This is a genomic window from Bradyrhizobium sp. SZCCHNR1015 (genome assembly GCF_032489875.1).
Lineage (GTDB): Bacteria > Pseudomonadota > Alphaproteobacteria > Rhizobiales > Xanthobacteraceae > Bradyrhizobium.
In genome coordinates this window covers 1-16,712 of record NZ_JAUEYW010000031.1, presented here as the reverse complement: position 1 = coordinate 16,712, position 16,712 = coordinate 1, and the positions used below count along the sequence as shown (strand labels likewise).

Sequence of the window (16,712 nt, the reverse complement as noted above, 5' to 3'; positions counted from 1 at the left end):
GCTCAAGACCGCAGAAGAATCCACGCCATGCACCATGTCCAGTCTGTCTGAACCGGACAGCCGTGGGCTTGTCCCGGGCATCCATCTTCTCGCGAAGAGTGATGGATGGCCGGGTCAAGCCCGGCCATGACGATGGAGAGGGTGGAATGCTCAACAGCGCGCTGGCGATTTCAGAACACCGCGTGGTCGCCGCGCTCGGCCGTGGCCTCGCCGCGGATCAGCCTGGCGTAGTAGTCGAACAGCCTCTCCGAACCCGTCGACGGCGTGGCGTCGGCGTCGTAGCGGCCGGTGGCGGGGTCGAGCACCAGCATGGATTCGGTGGCGTAGTAGCGGCCGATGCGGGCGAGCTCCGCCTTGTCGGCGAGCGACGGCACGACCCGACCAGCAAGATCGAGCCCGCGGATGACGACGTCGAGCAGCGCCACCGGGACGTGGCGGATGTGCGGCTTGCGTCCGAGCAGCGCGAACAGATGCTCGCCCTGCTCCAGCGGCGTGATGGCCGGTCCGGGGCCGCCGATTGGCAGCACGCGATTGCAGCGGCTCTCGTCATCGAGGCAGCCGGCCAAGTAGTCGCCGAGATCGGCGTCGCTGATCGGCTTGCACGCGGTGAGACGGCCATCGCCGAACACGAGATATGGCCGGCCCTGTCTGACACGCTCGACCTGCCCGGACAGCGACTTGAAGAACGCGGTGGGGCGAACGATCGAATAGGTCAGGCCCTGCTCCATCAGATGCGCTTCGAACGCCAGCTTGGCCTGCTGAAACGCCAGCAGCGGCTTCTGCACGCAGATGGCAGACAGCAGGACGAACTGCGTCACGCCTGCTTCGCGGGCCGCTTCCAGCACGTTCACATGCGCCTGGTGGTCGACCGCCCAGGCATCGCGCGGCACGCCGGTGCGAGAGGCCATGCAGGACACGACGGCGTCGAACCGCTCACCGCGGAAGCCGTCGCGCGCGAGCGAGACGGGATCGGTGACGTCCCCTGTCCTGACCGTGGCACCCGGGATCGTCCTTGCGTCGTCGCGCGCACGCACGAAGCAGACCACCTCGTGCCCGCGGGGGAGCAGCGCCCCAACCGTGGCGCGGCCGATCGTGCCCGTCGCGCCGAGCATGAAGACACGGCGCGGACGGGACAAAGCAGCAGCAGCCGGTTCGGAAGGAGAGATCATCGGTGCGGGCAAGACTCCGAAGGCCGTTCCGACCTATATCACGGCCGGCTGGCCCACGACGCCGTCGGCTCCGCTTCGACCTCACTCCGCCGCGCGCGGCGTCTTCTCCAAAATCAGCGTGTGGATGCCGCAGGTGCCGCTGTAGAGGCTCATCACCCGGGTGCCCGGCTTGCGGCCGGCCCGTGGCTCGGAGACCTGCAGGCCGGCGGCGAGCAGCCGCGCGCGCGTGGCATCGATGTCGGCGACGCGCCAGCTCAGGCCCCACAGCTTGTCATGGGCCTTGTCGTTGCCGGCGACCGGCCGCTTCACCACCTCGACGATCAGGTCGCCGCAGCGGAAGAACATCAACTGCCCCCATTCCTGATGGCTGCGGTCGAGCGCCATGTCGAGGCCGAGCCGGGCGCCGTAGAGCGCGGCGGCGCGTTCGGGATCCTCGGTCGAGATCACGATATGGTCGAGGCCGAGCACGGCCGTATCGGCGGTCTTGGCGGACGGCGGGCGCGGCTCGGCAAGCTCGAGGAAGAACATGCGCACGCCGCGCGTCAGATCGGTCATCGCACGGGTGCGCTTCCAATGCAGCGTCTGGCCGGAGACGCGATCGGTGTTGTCGACCTCGGCAATCGGATCCGGCTTCAGCGCGACCCGCTCGAGCCGCCGATGCATCTTGCCGATATCGCCGGTGGCAAAGCAGATGCTGGCGAGCCCCTCTCCCCAGATCTTGATGACGTTGCGGATGCGGTCGGCGGCGGGGCTCTCCCCCGCCGGCGCCATCAGCTCCAGGCTCATGTTGTCGAGCGTGAACAGGACGCGGTCGGCGCCCTCGCCCGAATTCTGCCAGGACGGCTTGCGCGCCAGCAGCGTCTCGAACGCGGCGCTGCCGGCCTGGATGTCCTGCAGCAGGACGACGACGTGGTCGAGCCCGGTGATCACGGAAACAGCCCTCGCGAGTTCTTGGCGTTGCGCACCTTCTCTACCCCGATCGCCATCGCCGCGGTCCGGTGCGAGATGTCGTCGGCCTTGGCGCGCGCCAGCATCCGCTCGAAGGCGCGGTCGAGGATCTGGTACTCCCTGCGCATCACCTCCTCTTCCTCCCAGAACAGCTGCTGTAGATCCTGCACCCATTCGAAGTAGCTGACGATGACGCCGCCGGAATTGCAGAGGATGTCGGGAATGAGGAAGATCTCCTTGCGGCGCTGCTCCAGCACGAGATCGGCATCCGGCGTGGTCGGACCGTTGGCGGCTTCCGCGATCACCCGGCATTTCAGATGCGCCGCCACCTTGGCGTCGATCACGCGCTCGACGGCCGCCGGCACGAGGATGTCGCAGGCCAGGGTCAGTATCTGGTGTGGATCGAAGGCGAGTTCGGTGGAGAAGCCCGCAATGCTGCCGTGCCTGGTCGCATGCTCCATCAGCGCCGGGATGTCGAGGCCACGCGGATCATGGAGGGCGCCAGTGTGATCGCTGACCGCAATCACCTTCATGCCCATCTGGTGGAAGCCGAGCGCGGCGTAGGAGCCGACATTGCCGAAGCCCTGCACCACGGCCGTGGACGTGGTCGGGTCGATGCCCAGCTCATCCATCACCCGCCGCGACACATGGGCGACGCCGCGGCCGGTCGCCTCGCGGCGGCCGAGCGTGCCGCCGGAGAACACCGGCTTGCCGGTGACGATCTCGGTCACGGTCTGGCCCTGGTACATCGAATACGTGTCCATGAACCAGGCCATCACCTGCTCATTGGTGCCCATGTCGGGCGCCATCACGTCGGTATGCGGGCCGACGAACGGGATCATCTCCTGCATGTAGCGGCGCGACAGCGATTCGAGCTCGCGCTTCGACAGCTTGGAGAGATCGACGTTGATGCCGCCCTTGGCGCCGCCATAGGGCAAGCCGACCAGCGCGCATTTCCAGCTCATCCAGATCGCGAGCGCGGCGACCTCGCCGATGTCGACCGTCGGGGCGAACCGCGTGCCGCCCTTGGTCGGCCCCATCGTCAGCAGATGCTGGACCCGGTAGCCTTCATAGACCGAGATCGTGCCATCATCCTTGTGGATCGGACACGAGACGGTGATCGCCCGCTTCGGCAACAGCAGCCGGTCCCGCTCGTCGGCTGGGATACCAAGATGGTCGGCGATCACGTTGAACTGATTGGTGGCCATCTCGAACACCGGACCCGCATAGACAGTCATATTCCACTCCCGAATCTGCGTTTCTGCAGGCCGGCAACCATAGCGCGACCCGCGCGCCGGCGGCAGGGGGCCACCGGTAGCAGACGGCCGATCTCAACCACCAAGGTGACGATTTGACGAAGAATTTCAGCGTTGATCCGCTTTGACCGCTTGCTAATCTGCGGCGCCGGGGCCGCGATCACCCCTTAGTGAGACAGAAATGGCAATGCAGGCCCTCTTCATCGGACAGACCTACATCGACGTGACATTCATCACCGACCACATGCCGACGGGGGACGAGAAGCACGTGGCGTCCGACTATGCCGTCTCGTTCGGCGGCAATGCCGTGACTGCGGCATTTTGCTGCGCCAAGCTCGGCATTGTGCCCGACCTGATCGCGACCGTCGCGAATGACTGGCTCGGGCGGATGTTCCAGGACATGACCGCGAAATACGGCATCTCGGTCCACCCCCGGAAGGTCAATGCCTCCTCGCTGTCCTTCATCATGCCGAAGGACGGCAAGCGCGCCATCGTGCGCTGCCGCGACGACGCGCATATCCACCCGTTCCCGCTGCTCAATCTCGGCAATTGCAGGGCGCTGCATGTCGACGGCCACCAGCCCGACGCCGCGTTGCATTATGCCAAGCTGTGCCGCGAGGCCGGCATCCTGACCTCGCTCGACGGCGGCGGCCTGCGCACCAACACCCATGAGCTGCTCGAATATATCGACGTCGCGATCGTCGCCGAGCGGCTGTGCGAGCAGATGGATCTCACGCCGGAAAAGATGCTCGACTACCTGAAGAGCCGCGGCTGCCGCATCGGCGGCGTCACCCAGGGCGAGAAGGGCCTGCTCTGGTATGACGAGGTCGGCGCCGTGCATACGCTGCCGGCCTATCCGATCCCGCGCGAGCGCGTGATCGACACCAATGGCGCCGGCGACGTCTTCCACGGCGCGTATGTGTATTCGTACCTCGCCGATCCCGCCAAGGGCTGGAAGGAGCATTTCGAGTTCGCGCGCGCGGCCTCGACGTTCAAGATCCAGAAGCTCGGCAACGAGGCCGGCCTGCCGACGCTCGCCGATATCGAGCTGGTCCGGCAGGAATTCGAGGCGCGCGTCTAGCGGCTGTTTGGGAGAAAAGCGGATGGGACGGGTCGTCGTCGCCGGCAGCATCAACATGGATGTGGTGGCGGCGGCCGAGCGCCATCCGCGCATCGGCGAGACCGTCGCGGGCCGGTCGGTGATGTACTTTCCCGGCGGCAAGGGCGCGAACCAGGCGGTCTCAGCCGCCAAGCTCGGCGCGCCGACGGCGCTGATCGGCCGCCTCGGCCGCGACGCCTTCGGCGAGCAGCTGCGCGCCTTCCTCGCCGGCCAGGGCATCGACCTCGCCGCGGTCAAGGACAGCGCGGACGCGTCGACGGGCACCGCGATCATCACGCTGGCCAACGCCGACAACACGATCGTGGTGATCCCGGGCGCCAATGCCGAGGTCAGCGCTGACGATGTGGCGCAGATTGCGTTGACAACGGGCGACGTGGCGGTGAGCCAGTTCGAGATCCCGCAGGCGACCATCGCCGCCTTCTTCCAGCGTGCGAAGGCCGCCGGCGCCACCACGATCCTCAACCCCGCCCCCGCCAGCGCCTTTGGCCGCGAGCTGTTCGCGCTGGTCGACGTCCTCGTGCTCAACGAAACCGAGCTCGGCTTCCTGGCCGGCATCGAGCTTGGCGACGCGCCGACGCCGCAGCAGGTAATCACGGCGGTGCTTGCGCTCAAGCCTCGCGACGATCAGACGGTCTGCGTCACGCTCGGCGCGCGCGGCGCGGTCGCGGTTTCTGGCGCCGAGGCCCGGCTGGTCGAAGGCCGCGCGGTGAAGGCCGTCGACACCACCGGCGCCGGCGACTGCTTCGTCGGTGCGCTGGCGGCAAGGCTGTCGCAGGGCGCTGATATCGCGGACGCGATCGGCTATGCCAACATCGCCGCGTCGATCTCGGTGCAGCGCATGGGCGCCGGCCCGTCGATGCCGACCGAGGAGGAGGTTCGCGCGTGGCTCTAGGCCAGAGCGCTCTTCAGGTCGAAGCTGGGATCAGCGGCCTTGGCTGCATCCAAGGTGCCGCCCGCAGCAAGCAACTTGCGGCCGAACATATGGTCGCCGGCGCGGTTGACCGACTCGATGCCGACCAGCCGGCCCTCTTTGTAACAGAATGCGGAGAACGCCTTTTGCGCCGGATCCCCGCGCAGCACGACCTGGTCATAGCCCGTGGTGAGCCCCGCGATCTGCAGCTTGTCATTGCCCTGATCGCTCCAGAACCACGGCTGCCCGTCATAGGGCTTGACGTCGCCCGTCAGCCGCGCCGCGACGCAGCGGGCATGATCGGTGGCGTTCTGCACCGACTCCAGCCGCAGAGTCCCGCCGAAGCGCTGGCTGACGAACAGGGCGCAGTCGCCGATGGCCGAGATATGCGGATCGCTGGTCAGCAGATACTCGTCGACCACGATGCCGGAGGCGACCTGCAATCCCGCCTCGGCGGCGAGCTCGACATTCGGCAGCACGCCGACGCCGACCACGACGAGATCGGCGGGGATGTGCCGACCATCGCTGAGGCTGACGCCGGTGACCTTGTTGCCGTCGGCCTCGATGCTGGTGGCCTGCACGCCGAGATGAATCTGCACGCCGGCATCGGCATGCTGCTTCTGGAAGTAGTCGGAGATTTCCGCCGTCACGGCCCGCGCCATCACCCGCGCGCCGAGCTCGAGCACGTCGACCTCGAGGCCCTTGATCCGCGCGGTCGCCGCGAATTCGAGACCGATGAAGCCGGCGCCGATCACCACGGCCCGCTTGGCATCGGCGAGCAAGCCTCGCAGCGTTTCGCTGTCGTCGAGAATGCGCAGATAGCGCACGGCCGGGAGATTGGCATTGGGAATGTCGAGCAGCCGGTTGCGCGCGCCGGTCGCGAACACGAGGTGCCCATAGTCGAGCGTCCGACCGGAGGCGAGCAGCACCTTGCGCTGATCGCACTGAACCGCGACGGCACGATCGTAGACGAGATCGATGGTCTGGTCCGCGTAGAACTTCTGCGGCCGAAACATCAGGGTCTCGGGACCGCCGGTGCCCTTGAGATAGGCCTTCGACAGCGGCGGGCGCTGATACGGCAGATGCCGCTCGTCGTTGATCAGGTGAATCGGATCGGCAAAGCCTGCCTGACGCAGCGAGGTCGCGAGCTGGAATCCCGCATGCCCCGCACCCACGATCACCACCGGTCCCTTCGTCACTGCGCCCTGCCCCATTCTGTCATTGTCCATGCCGACGGAACCGGGTTTTGGCAGACTTGCCCGGCATTGTCACCGGTCCCGCCGTGCGGTTTAAATGCGGCAACAAGAACCACGCCCGGGAGGTATGAATGTCGGACGCCGTAGCGGAACCTGCCCGCCTGAGCATCGAGGGTCCGATCGCGGCCATCACGCTCGACCGCCCGGCGGCGTTCAACGCCATCAACCTTGCGATTGCGAAGCGCTTGGAGCTGCTTGCGGCCCAAGTAGAGGCCGACAAGACCATCCGCGTGCTGATCCTGAAAGGCGAAGGCCGCGCCTTCTGCGCCGGCGGCGACCTGCAGACGATCGGCGCTGCCGCTGAGGCCAACACCATCACGCCTGTCGTCAGCGAACTGCTGCATCACTACCATGCTTTCATCGCGAGCCTGCGGCGCATGCCCAAGATCGTGCTGGCGAGCGTGCATGGCTCCGCCGCCGGCGCAGGGATGTCGCTCGCCTTCGCCGCCGACCTCTGCATCGCCGCCGAGGACGCGCGCTTCACGCCGGCCTATGCCAAACTCGGCGTGTCGCCCGACGGCGGCGGTACAGTTGGCATGGTCGCCACTGTGGGCATCAGGCGGGCGCTGCAGATCTTCCTGGCGGAGGACAGCTTCACGGCCGCGCAGGCCCATGAATGGGGCTTGGTCGCGAAAGTCGTCCCCGCCCCCGGGCTCGCTGCAGCCACCGAAGCGCTGGCGCAGCGACTGGCGCAGAACATGCCGGCGGGGATCGCTGCGACCAAGGCGCTGATCCATCGCGCACTGACCAGCTCGGTCGAAGACCAGCTGGCGGCCGAGCGGGATGCAATCATCAATTGCATGCACACCGACGAATTCCGCGCCGCCGTGAAGCGGTTCACCAGCAAGGGAAAGTAGGACTGCGCTCAACTCTTCCCTTTCCGGCGCATGAAATCGAAATCGCAGCCGTCGTCGGCCTGCAGGATCGTTGCATGGAAGAGATGCGCATAGCCGCGCTCGGCCCATTCGGGCGTTGCGGCTTGCTTCAGCGCAGCGCGACGCCGGTCCAACTCGGCGTCGTCGACCAGCAGGTCGATGCTGCGCTTTTCGACATCGAGCCGGATCATGTCGCCGCTACGCACCAGCGCCAGCGGACCGCCGACGGCGGACTCCGGCGTGATGTGAAGGACGATGGTGCCGAACGCGGTGCCGCTCATGCGCGCATCGGAGATGCGCACCATGTCCTTGGTGCCGCCGCGCGCGAGCTTCTTCGGAATCGGCAGGTACCCCGCCTCCGGCATGCCTGGCGCGCCCTTGGGTCCGGCATTGCGCAACACCAGGACGTCGTCGGCCGAAACATCGAGAGCGGGATCATCGACCCGCAGGGTCATGTCCTCCACCGACTCGAACACGACGGCGCGCCCGGTATGTTGCAGCAGCTTCGGGCTCGCCGCCGAATGCTTGATGACTGCGCCGCGCGGCGCCAGATTGCCGCGCAGCACGGCAAGGCCGCCTTCCGGCTTGATCGCGTCATCGCGCGCGCGGATCACGTCCTGCCCGGGAACATCCTCCGCCGCAGCGACGATGTCGCGCAGCGACTGGCCGGTGATCGAGCGGCAATCGAGGTCGATGAGATCGCCGAGCTGCTTCATCAGCTTCGGCACGCCACCGGCGTGGTGGAAATGCTCCATGTAGTGATCGCCGGACGGCTTGAGGTCGACCAGCACCGGCACCTCGCGCCCGATGCAGTCGAACGCATCGAGGTCGATCCTGTGCGGCGTCCGGCCGGCGATGGCGGTGAGATGCACGAGCCCGTTGGTCGAGCCGCCGATCGCCTGCAGCACCACCTGGGCGTTCTTGAAGGCCGCCGGCGTCAGCAACTCGCTCGGCCTCGGCCCCTTCGTCTTGGCCATTTCCGCCGCGACCCGGCCGCTGGCCTCGGCCGAGCGGAAACGCTCGGCGTGGGGCGCCGGGATGGTCGCGCTCATCGGCAGGGACAGGCCGAGCGCCTCGGTGATGCAGGCCATGGTCGAGGCCGTGCCCATCACCATGCAGGTGCCGACCGAAGGCGCGAGCCGGCCGTTGACCGCATCGATCTCGCTGCCGTCCATCTCACCGGCGCGATACTTCGCCCAGAGACGTCGGCAATCGGTGCAGGCGCCGAGCACCTCGCCCTTGTGATGCCCGACCACCATCGGTCCGACCGGAATGACCACGGTCGGCAGATCGGCGGACACCGCGGCCATGATCTGCGCCGGCAAGGTCTTGTCGCAACCGCCGATGACGACAACGGCGTCCATCGGCTGCGCGCGGATCATCTCCTCGGTTTCCATCGCCATCAGGTTGCGCAGATACATCGAGGTCGGATGCGCAAAGCTCTCGGCGATCGAGATGGTGGGAAACACGAACGGCATCGCGCCCGACAGCATGACGCCGCGTTTCACTGCCTCCAGGATCTGCGGCACATTGCCATGGCAGGGATTGTAGTCGCTGTAGGTGTTGGTGATGCCGACGATCGGACGATCGAGCGCGTCGTCGGAATAGCCCGCCGCCTTGATGAAGGCCTTGCGCAGGAACAGCGAGAATCCGGCATCGCCGTAAGCGGTCAGTCCCTTGCGCAGGCCGTCGGTCATGGTCTTCTTTTCTTTCGTTGCTCTGTCTCGTTATTCCGGGGCGCGCGGAGCGCGAACCCGGAATCCAGAAGTGGTTTAAACTCTCATGTCGAGATTCCGGGTTCGCGTCCTGCGGACGCGCCCCGGAATGACGACCTTGGATCACCCCCAATCGATGATCCGGCTTGTGTCGCCATCGAACTCCGTGGTGCAGAACGCGCCGCCCTGGAAATAGTCCCCAATCGGATCGGCCGGCAGCTTGGCCTGCTCGGCCATGGCGTGCTCGCGGAAATCCTCGGCGCGGCCGGTCGGGCGGTAGCCGAGATCATAGGCGCGCTGGTTGTCCCACCAGGCGCGTTCATTGAGCGAGGCGCCGTACAGCACCTCGAAGTGGATGTCCGGATGCTCCAGGCCGATGCGGCAGAGCTGCACGAGATCCTCCGGCTTCAGCCAGATCGACAGACGGCGCTTGTCGAGCGGCTTGTCGCCGAAATTGCCGATGCGGAGGCACGTGACCTTCAGCCCGTGCTTGTCGGCATACAGAGACCCGAGCGCCTCGCCGAACACCTTGCTGACGCCGTAGCGGCCGTCGGGGCGCGGCTGCACGTCGTTGTCGATCTTGCGATGGCGCGGATAGAAGCCGACCGCGTGGTTCGACGACGCGAACACCACGCGCTTCACACCCTTGCGGCGGGCGGCCTCGAACAGGTTGTAGCCGCCGATGATGTTGGCCTGCAGGATGTCGCTCCACGGTCCTTCGACCGAGTAGCCGCCGAAATGGATGATGCCGTCGACGCCCTCGCACAGCGCCTCGACCTGGGACAGGTCGGCAAGATCGGCCGCCTTGAACGTCTCCTGGCTGGACAGATCCGCCGGCGGTCTGAGGTCGCTGAGCAGAAGGTCCGGATAGATCGGCGGCAGCAGCTTCCGCAAGGAAGTGCCGATCCCACCGCTCGCTCCGGTCATCAAGATACGTGGCATTTCATCCCTCTTGTTCGGCCCGCAGGTTTGCGGTCATTGCTCGGCGATGATAGCAGAGATCGTAACGGCGCAATAACAGGACGGGCCAAATGTCCGACGGAAACGCTCACGCGCAGGGCTTTCGCCCTGCCACCTTCTATCCCGATCCGGCGATCCAGGCGCTGGATCCGCGCTTCGAGAAATACTGGCTCAAGCTCTCCGCGGTCGAGCGGCTCGCCACCGGGCTGCGCTGGGCAGAGGGGCCGGTGTGGTTTGGCGACGGGCGCTATCTCCTCTGCAGCGATATTCCCAACCAGCGCATCCTCAAATGGGAGGAGGAGACCGGCGCGGTCTCGATCTTCCGCAAGCCCTCCAATTTCGCCAACGGCAACACCCGTGACCGGCAGGGACGGCTCGTCACCTGCGAGCATGGCGGCCGCCGCGTCACGCGCACCGAATACGACGGCTCGATCACCGTGCTGATGGATTCCTTCAACGGCAAGCGGCTGAACTCGCCGAACGACGTCGTGGTGAAGTCCGACGGCTCGATCTGGTTCACCGATCCGACCTTCGGCCTGCTCGGCAATTACGAGGGCTACAAGGCCGAGCCGGAGATCGACACCCACGTGTACCGGATCGACGCTGGCACCGGCCAAGCGACCATCGTCGCCGAAGGCGTGCTGGGGCCGAACGGGCTGTGCTTCTCGCCCGACGAATCCATCCTCTACATCGTCGAATCCCGCGGCGTGCCGACCCGTAAGATCCTCGCCTATGACGTCTCCGCCGATGGCAGCAAGCTCGCCAACAAGCGCGTCCACATCGATGCCGGCCCAGGCACGCCGGACGGCATGCGCTGCGACGTCGACGGCAATCTCTGGTGCGGCTGGGGCATGGGCTCGCCCGAGCTCGATGGCGTCATGGTGTTCGCGCCGGATGGCGCGCCGATCGGCCGCATCGCTTTGCCCGAGCGCTGCGCCAACGTCTGCTTCGGCGGCCTCAAGCGCAACCGCCTGTTCATGGCTGCCAGCCAGTCGATCTACGCACTCTACGTGAACACGCAGGGCGCGCTGGGGGGCTGACATCCGGTCCCGTAGGGTGGGCAAAGGCGCGGAGCGCCGTGCCCACCTGCTTCGTTGTCGGCGCGAACGGTGGGCACGCTGCGCTTTGCCCACCCTACGCATCCTCACCGATCAGGCCGCGTTGTAGCCCGCGACCGCCTTGACCTCGAGATACTCCTCGAGACCGAACTTGCCCCATTCGCGGCCGTTGCCGGACTGCTTGTAGCCGCCGAACGGCGCGGTGCGATCGTTCGGCACGCCCTGCAAATTGACGTTGCCGGCGCGGATCTTGCGGCCGACCTCGCGGGCCTTCTCGATCGTCGGAGCCGAGACGTAGCCGGCAAGACCATAGGGCGTGTCGTTGGCAATCTTCACCGCCTCGGACTCGTCCTGCGCACCGATGATGACGAGCACCGGCCCGAAGATCTCCTCGCGCGAGATCGTCATCTCGGGCTTGACGTCGGCGAAGATCGTCGGCCGCACGTAGAAGCCCTTGTTGACGCCCTCGGGCAGGCCGGGACCGCCGGCGACGAGGGTCGCGCCCTCCTCGATGCCCTTGTTGATCAGGGCCTGGATCTTGTCCCACTGGCCGCGATTGACGACCGGGCCGATCGTGGTGCCCTCGCCGCGGGGATCGCCGGCCTTGGTCTTGTCGGCGACGCCCTTGGCGATCGCGGCCACTTCCTTCATCCGCGCGGCCGGCACGATCATGCGCGACGGCGCGTTGCAGGACTGGCCCGAGTTGTTGAACATGTGCATGACGCCGCCGGTCACCGCCTTGGTGAGGTCGGCCCCCTCCAGGATCACGTTCGGCGACTTGCCGCCGAGCTCCTGGCTGACGCGCTTCACCGTCGGCGCTGCGCGCTTGGCGACGTCGATGCCGGCGCGGGTTGAGCCGGTGAACGAGATCATGTCGATGTCCGGATGTTCGCTCATGGCGGCGCCGACCTCCGGCCCGAGGCCGTTGATGAGGTTGAACACGCCCTTCGGCACGCCGGCTTCATGCAGGATCTCGGCGAAGATCAGCGCCGAGGTCGGAGTGAATTCCGACGGCTTCAGGATCATGGTGCAGCCCGCGGCCAGCGCCGGCGCGACCTTGCAGGCGATCTGATTGAGCGGCCAGTTCCAGGGCGTGATCATGCCCACCACGCCCACCGGCTCGCGCACGACCACGGACGCCGGAAGCGTCTCCTCGAACTCGTATTTCTTAAGCACGTCGAGCGTCGACATCAGATGGCCGAGGCCGGCGCCGGCCTGCAGCTTCTCCGCCATCGGCAGCGGCGCGCCCATCTCGTCGGAGACGGCGGCGCCGATCTCCTTCATGCGGCCCTTGTAGATCGCGATGATCTTTTCGAGCAGCGCGACGCGCTCATCGCGCGAGGTCTGCGAAAAGGTCTCGAAGGCGCGCTTGGCGGCGGCGACGGCCTTGTCGACATCGGCCTTGGAGCCCAGCGCAACCTCATACATCGCCTCCTCGGTCGCCGGATTGATGACCGGGGTGGACTTCTTGACGACCGGATCGACCCAGGCGCCGTCGATGTAGAATTGCAGGCGATTGACCATCGGAAAACCTCTTCACGTGGAAGCATATGGAGGGGCGGCAGCGCGCGGGCCGGCATCCTGGCACGCGCGATCCGCGGGATGAACCCGCCACATGCGGGGACCGGGGTTGCGTCCCGCGGATATAGGAGCAAGCCCGCGACCGGCGCAAGCCGACGCGCCTGCGTTTCGTCGCCGCTCTATTTTGCATCGCAACAAGCGTGGCTCCCTCTTTCGCCGCTAACCGGCCATCATTCCGGATGGCAGAATTCCCGTCGCCGAAGATTCATTTCCAAGATGTGAACTGCTTCACATCGCCGTTGGATCGCCGTGGCTAGTCTCCCCGTCATAGACATCCCGGCATCTCGAAAGGACGCCGGACACGATTTCAGAACCGATATTTTCGCCTGTTCTTATTGCTTGGCCTTTTAGCACGTAGACATTTGATCCAAGTTGCGACGCCGTCTCCTTCACCCCAGGTGAGCGAGGCGGCGTCCTTGTTTCCGCCCCCTCTCACACCGCCATCTTGCGATGCCTCACCGGGGCGCCGGTGAGGCTCTCGGCGGCGTCGATGATCGCGTTCGCGTCCATGCCGTTGTGGCGATAAAGGTCGTCGATCGTGCCGGTCTGGCCGAATCTCTCCACACCCAGCGCCTCGACGCGATGGCCGCGCACCGAGCCGAGCCAGCCGAGCGTCGCCGGATGGCCGTCGATCACGGTGACGATGCCGCAATCGCGCGGCAGCGGCGCCAGCAACTGCTCGATGTGGCTGAGATGCTGCACGCCGCGGCGATGCCGGCGCAGGCTGCGCGCCGCCGTCCATCCGGCATGCAGCCGGTCCGCCGAGGTGATGGCGAGCAGGCCGACGTCGCGGCGGGACTCGCCGATCAGGCCCGTGGCCTCGATCGCCTCCGGCGCGACCGCGCCGCTATAGGCGACGATCACCTCCGCATTCGGTCCCGGCTTGCGCAGCCAATAGGCGCCGGCCGCGATGTCGGATTCCAACTCGGGCGTCATGATCCGCTGCGGCTGATCGATGGTGCGCGTCGACAGCCGCAGATAGAGCGAGCCGCCCTCGCCTGCCGCGGCTTGCATGTGGGCAAAGCCCCATTTCATGATCACGGCGAGCTCGTCGACGAAGGCCGGCTCGAACGACGACAGCCCGTCCTGCGCCATGCCGATCAACGGCGTCGCGATCGACTGATGCGCACCGCCTTCCGGCGCCAGGGTCACGCCGGACGGCGTCGCCGCCACCATGAAGCGCGCATCCTGGTAGCAGGCGTAGTTCAGCGCATCGAGGCCACGCTCGATGAAGGGATCGTACAAGGTGACCACCGGCAGCAGCCGCGCGCCGTTGATGGCGTGCGACAGCCCGAGCGCGGAGGCCATGATGAACAGGTTCATCTCGGCGATGCCGAGCTCAATATGCTGGCCCTTCGGCGAGGCCGCCCAATTGAAGGTCGAGGGGATCTTCTCGCTGCGGAACAAATCGGCCTTCTCGGCACGCGCGAACAGGCCACGGCGGTTGACCCAGGCACCGAGATTGGTCGAGACGGTGACATCGGGCGACGACGTCACGATGCGCGAGGCCATTGCGGTGTCGCCGCGGGCGAGATCCTTGAGGATCAGGCCAAAGCCCTGCTGCGTCGACATCTGGGCCGCGGCGGTGAAGGTCAGCCTGGGCACGTCGAACACGGCGTCATCGAGCCGGCGGCCATCGCGGTTGAACGGCACCGAGGCGAGGAACGACTCCAGCGTCGAAGCATCCTGCGTCAGTCCCTCGAACTTGTCCCATTCATGGCCCGGACGGATGTTCTGCTGCGCGCGCCATTTCTCCATCTGCGCCACCGTCATCAGCCCGGCATGGTTGTCCTTGTGGCCCTGGAACGGCAGGCCGACACCCTTGATGGTGTAGGCAATGAAACACACCGGGCGGTCGTGATCGATGGACTCGAACGCTTCCAGCATGCTCGCCATGTCATGGCCGCCGAGATTGGACATCAGCGCCAGCAGCTCGTCGTCATTGCGCTTGTCGAGCAGCCGCGTCACGTCGCCCTGGTCGCCGATCTCGTCCTGGATGTGCTTGCGGAAGGCAGCCCCACCCTGGAAGCACAGCGCCGCGTAGAGCGCGTTCGGGCAATTGTCGATCCAGCGCCTGAGCGCCTCGCCGCCGGGCTCGGCGAAGGCCTCGCGCATCAGCCGGCCGTATTTCACGATCACCACATCCCAGCCGAAATTGCGGAACATGGTCTCGAACTTCTCCCACAGGCCCTCGCGCACGACGGCGTCCAGGCTCTGGCGGTTGTAGTCGACGATCCACCAGGTGTTGCGCAGGCCATGCTTCCAGCCTTCGGCCAGCGCCTCGAAGATGTTGCCCTCGTCCATCTCGGCATCGCCGACCAGCGCGATCATGCGGCCTTCGCGGCGATCCTTCATCCAGCCATGCGCGTGCACGTAGTCCTGCACCAGCGAGCAGAACAGCGTCTGCGCGACGCCGAGGCCGACCGATCCGGTGGAGAAGTCGACATCGTCGACGTCCTTGGTGCGCGACGGGTAGGATTGCGCGCCCTTGAAGCCCCGGAAATTCTCCAGCTTCTCGCGCGTCTGCCGGCCGAACAGATATTGGATCGCGTGGAACACCGGGCTCGCATGCGGCTTCACCGCGACGCGGTCCTCGGGGCGCAGCACCGAGAAGTACAGCGCCGACAGGATGGTCGCGAGCGAGGCGGACGAGGCCTGGTGGCCGCCGACCTTCAGGCCATCGGTGTTCGGCCGGATGTGGTTGGCGTGATGGATGGTCCAGGACGACAGCCACAACGCCTTGCGGGTCAGCGCGTTCAGGATATCGAGACGGTCTGACGATGCGGATGGCGTGGCCATGGCGCTGCTCCCCGGTATTGCTGGATTCGTGGACTTTAATCCTCTTGCCACGGCCAGAATTCTCAATTTTTCGCGCACAGAGCGGCTCTATTGGGATATTTTATCAACCTGAACTCATTTTCAGCGACTTGATTCCAATGCCAGAACTCGACGCCATCGACCGCAAGATTCTCGGCCACCTCCAGGCCGACGGCCGCATCACCATGCAGGAGCTGGCCGACAAGGTGGGCCTCTCGGTCTCGCCCTGCCATCGCCGCGTGAAATTGCTGGAGGAGCGCGGCGTCATCACCCGCTACATCGCCACCGTCGACCAGAAGGCGCTCGGGCTGCACGTCTCGGTGTTCATCTCCATCAAGCTGGCGCGTCAGAAGGAGGAGGACCTGAAGCGGTTCGAAAAGGCGATCTCCGCCTGGCCCGAGGTGCTGGAGTGCTATCTGATGACAGGCAATCGGGACTACATGCTGCGGGTGGTAGCGGCCGACCTGTCGTCGTATGAGGCGTTCCTGAAGACCAAGCTGACAAGGCTCGACGGCATCGCCTCGATCGAGAGCAGCTTTGCCCTGAGTCAGGTCAAGTACTCGATTGCACTGCCGGTGTGAGCCAAGCAATCGCCACGACCTCCGCTGTCGTCCCGGCGAACGCCGGCACCCATACTCCGCGGCGGCCGTGGTGAAACAAGCCTGATCCAACATCTCGCGCAACAACATCTTCCTGGGGTTATGGGTCCCGGCGTTCGCCGGGACGACACCGTGTTTGTTGAAACGAGACGCCCACCAAGATCTCCGTCATTGCGAGGAGCGCAGCGACGAAGCAATCCAGAGCGCATCCGCGGCAAGATCCTGGATTGCTTCGCTGCGCTCGCAATGACGCCCGTACTGTCTGCCGTGCTCACGTTGTCCGACAGCACTTTCTGATGCATGAGAATATAGTTTCGCGACCTCGCGACACGTTTTGCGCCCGAGCTTTGATTTTTCGCCCTCTCATCAAAGAGGGCGCAGGGAAGGCCGGGCGCTGGCCGCGCCCGTGGCCCGCCTGCTCAAAAAAATGCAGGCGGCAGGTACCACA

The 16,712-nt window shown here is 66.0% G+C and carries 13 protein-coding genes; 5 read left to right on the top strand and 8 right to left on the bottom strand.

Annotated elements, in window-relative coordinates; all coding sequences use genetic code 11:
* Positions 1-170 precede the first annotated feature (170 nt).
* The 3 genes from QX128_RS33050 to QX128_RS33040 all read right to left on the bottom strand — a co-directional run bounded on the left by QX128_RS33050 (position 171) and on the right by QX128_RS33040 (position 3,355).
* Positions 171-1,112: an NAD(P)H-binding protein gene (locus QX128_RS33050; RefSeq protein ID WP_316239645.1), complete on the bottom strand. Its 942-nt coding sequence runs from the start codon at positions 1,110-1,112 to the stop codon at positions 171-173.
* Positions 1,113-1,250: 138 nt separating this feature from the next.
* Entirely contained in the window at positions 1,251-2,099 is an 849-nt protein-coding gene (locus QX128_RS33045; protein WP_316239644.1) for a VOC family protein, read from the bottom strand.
* On the bottom strand, positions 2,096-3,355 hold the full coding sequence (locus QX128_RS33040) for a Glu/Leu/Phe/Val dehydrogenase (RefSeq protein WP_315805861.1): 1,260 nt from the start codon (positions 3,353-3,355) through the stop codon (positions 2,096-2,098). Before QX128_RS33040 ends, QX128_RS33045 begins: the two co-directional genes overlap by 4 nt.
* A 205-nt stretch (positions 3,356-3,560) precedes the next feature.
* Between QX128_RS33040 and QX128_RS33035 the strand changes: the two genes are divergently transcribed.
* Both QX128_RS33035 and rbsK read left to right on the top strand, forming a co-directional pair.
* Positions 3,561-4,454 (top strand): sugar kinase, encoded by an 894-nt coding sequence (locus QX128_RS33035; RefSeq protein ID WP_315805870.1) that lies wholly within the window; start codon positions 3,561-3,563, stop codon positions 4,452-4,454.
* Between the two features lie 22 nt (positions 4,455-4,476).
* A complete protein-coding gene (gene rbsK / locus QX128_RS33030) occupies positions 4,477-5,385 on the top strand; it encodes a ribokinase (RefSeq protein ID WP_316239643.1) in 909 nt (302 codons plus the stop codon).
* On the opposite strand, the gene QX128_RS33025 is transcribed toward rbsK, so the two are convergent.
* On the bottom strand, positions 5,382-6,617 hold the full coding sequence (locus QX128_RS33025) for an NAD(P)/FAD-dependent oxidoreductase (protein ID WP_316239646.1): 1,236 nt from the start codon (positions 6,615-6,617) through the stop codon (positions 5,382-5,384). The two genes, rbsK and QX128_RS33025, sit on opposite strands and share 4 nt — an antisense overlap.
* A 113-nt stretch (positions 6,618-6,730) precedes the next feature.
* Between QX128_RS33025 and QX128_RS33020 the strand changes: the two genes are divergently transcribed.
* Positions 6,731-7,516 (top strand): enoyl-CoA hydratase/isomerase family protein, encoded by a 786-nt coding sequence (locus tag QX128_RS33020; RefSeq protein ID WP_316239642.1) that lies wholly within the window; start codon positions 6,731-6,733, stop codon positions 7,514-7,516.
* 8 nt (positions 7,517-7,524) lie between these two features.
* Here the strand turns inward: QX128_RS33020 and QX128_RS33015 are convergent, their stop codons facing one another.
* Both QX128_RS33015 and QX128_RS33010 read right to left on the bottom strand, forming a co-directional pair.
* Entirely contained in the window at positions 7,525-9,231 is a 1,707-nt protein-coding gene (locus tag QX128_RS33015; RefSeq protein ID WP_316239641.1) for an IlvD/Edd family dehydratase, read from the bottom strand.
* A gap of 141 nt (positions 9,232-9,372) precedes the next feature.
* The gene (locus tag QX128_RS33010) at positions 9,373-10,191 is read right to left on the bottom strand and encodes an NAD(P)-dependent oxidoreductase (protein WP_315805865.1); all 819 of its coding nucleotides are present in this window, start codon (positions 10,189-10,191) and stop codon (positions 9,373-9,375) included.
* Positions 10,192-10,280: 89 nt separating this feature from the next.
* Between QX128_RS33010 and QX128_RS33005 the strand changes: the two genes are divergently transcribed.
* Positions 10,281-11,249 (top strand): SMP-30/gluconolactonase/LRE family protein, encoded by a 969-nt coding sequence (locus QX128_RS33005; protein ID WP_316239640.1) that lies wholly within the window; start codon positions 10,281-10,283, stop codon positions 11,247-11,249.
* A gap of 111 nt (positions 11,250-11,360) precedes the next feature.
* Here QX128_RS33005 and QX128_RS33000 read toward each other — a convergent pair whose 3' ends face one another.
* Both QX128_RS33000 and QX128_RS32995 read right to left on the bottom strand, forming a co-directional pair.
* Entirely contained in the window at positions 11,361-12,791 is a 1,431-nt protein-coding gene (locus QX128_RS33000) for an aldehyde dehydrogenase family protein (protein WP_316239639.1), read from the bottom strand.
* Between the two features lie 489 nt (positions 12,792-13,280).
* Positions 13,281-15,647, bottom strand: coding sequence for a transketolase (locus QX128_RS32995; RefSeq protein ID WP_316239638.1), 2,367 nt, complete (start codon positions 15,645-15,647; stop codon positions 13,281-13,283).
* Positions 15,648-15,784: 137 nt separating this feature from the next.
* On the opposite strand from QX128_RS32995, the gene QX128_RS32990 reads away from it, so the two are divergent.
* Positions 15,785-16,246 (top strand): Lrp/AsnC family transcriptional regulator, encoded by a 462-nt coding sequence (locus tag QX128_RS32990; protein WP_316183402.1) that lies wholly within the window; start codon positions 15,785-15,787, stop codon positions 16,244-16,246.
* The last annotated feature ends 466 nt before the right edge of the window (positions 16,247-16,712 follow it).